At 59.4% G+C, this 1,410-nt stretch carries 2 protein-coding genes; both read right to left on the bottom strand.

All coding sequences use genetic code 11. The annotated features are described in order from the left end of the window. Positions 1–161: 161 nt before the first annotated feature. Positions 162–368: a hypothetical protein gene (locus AD668_RS28335; protein ID WP_053164498.1), complete on the bottom strand. Its 207-nt coding sequence runs from the start codon at positions 366–368 to the stop codon at positions 162–164. Beyond that, the gene (locus AD668_RS28330) at positions 365–1,303 is read right to left on the bottom strand and encodes a hypothetical protein (RefSeq protein ID WP_053164497.1); all 939 of its coding nucleotides are present in this window, start codon (positions 1,301–1,303) and stop codon (positions 365–367) included. The genes AD668_RS28335 and AD668_RS28330 overlap by 4 nt, the downstream gene beginning before the upstream one ends. Positions 1,304–1,410 lie beyond the last annotated feature (107 nt).

The following is a 1,410-nucleotide window of genomic DNA, read 5'->3' as shown; positions in this document are numbered from 1 at the left end:
CGAACCGATGCTGTAGTTGCCGACATCCAGAAACACCTCGTTCTTGCGCCAGATGATGTTGAGCACATCACACGGCTTTTCTCCCGTAGGGATGGGCAGCGGCGCCAAATAATCATTGCGCGACAACAGCCGTTTTTTTGTGGTGCCTGCCTCGGGCGTGCTCATGGTTTGTCCCTGGGTTGCAGGTAAGAGGCACCGGGATGATCTTCGCCGAGCCGGTAGCGCGGGACACGATCGTTCAGGGTAAAGGCCAGCCCTGCTTCGCCGCCGATGAAGGTCGGGGCGCCGAGCATGGCGAGGAGTGGCGTGCGATAGCGCAACCGCAGGGAAACGCTGCCGGGCAACCGGCCTTGAGGATTCGTCGTCACGCCGGCTCTCGCTCTTGCTGGGTAGCGAGTTCAGCCTCGCGTTTGGCGATGGCGGCTTCGAGTTTCGGGGAGGGTTTGGCCCATTGTTCCGGGGGGAGTGGTTTGGACCATTCGATGATGTCGGGATAGAGCAGGTCGGGCGGTGGGTACAGCTTTTTCCTTTGCAGATAGGTGGCGAGAGGAGCATTGAAGATGAATACGCCGAACACGCCCTCCCACAACAGCGTCAAAATCCAACCGCGCTCTTTGGCCTTGTCGCTCATGTAATCGATGTAGTAGCGCAGGTTCGCTCCCGAGTTGAGCGCAGCCGCCTCCGGCGCTGCTGCCGGCCCGATCTCCATATAGCTGCGCATGCACTCCCACAACGCCATGGCCGTGGTGCCGCCGCCGCAGTGGAAGCCCAGCGAAAAGTGCTTGTTGTCTTCCTCTGCATGGGGATCCGGATTCTCGAAGCCGATGACCAGCAAGCCCATCGTGTTGCGGCCAGCCTGGCTGACGGAAGAGTGCTGAGTGGCGGCGGCGGTCACGCTTTCCCAGGGAACGAGCCAGTATTCGCCGTTATCGCGTGGGACGCAGACTTCGCGGCGTTGGCGGTTGAAGCGCACAGGGAGCGGTACTTCGCGGAATAGGGCCTGGATCAAGAGAACGGTAGGCACACCAATAATGATGGTGGTCATCACCGCAAAAAGGTGCATTTCATCGTGATCATTTCTGAACAGATAACCCATAAATGCAAACAGTACCACCATCGGCCAGAGCACCATCACCGCTGAACCAATGCTGTAATTGCCGATGTCGAGAAACACCTCGTTCTTGCGCCAGATGATGTTGAGCACATCACACGGCTTTTCTCCGGTAGGGATGGGCAGCGGCGCCAAATAATCATTGCGCGACAACAGCCGTTGTTTTGTGGTGCCTGCCTCGGGCGTGCTCATGGTTTGTCCCTGGGTTGCAGGTAAGAGGCGCCGGGATGATCCTCGCCGAGCCGGTAGCGCGGGACACGATCCAGCTCAGGCGTCGGGTCGTTCCGCAGCGCGATCAC

Origin of the sequence: Pseudomonas sp. P1.8 (assembly GCF_001269805.1) — a bacterium.
Taxonomy (GTDB): domain Bacteria; phylum Pseudomonadota; class Gammaproteobacteria; order Pseudomonadales; family Pseudomonadaceae; genus Aquipseudomonas.
This window is presented reverse-complemented; position numbering and strand designations above follow the sequence as displayed.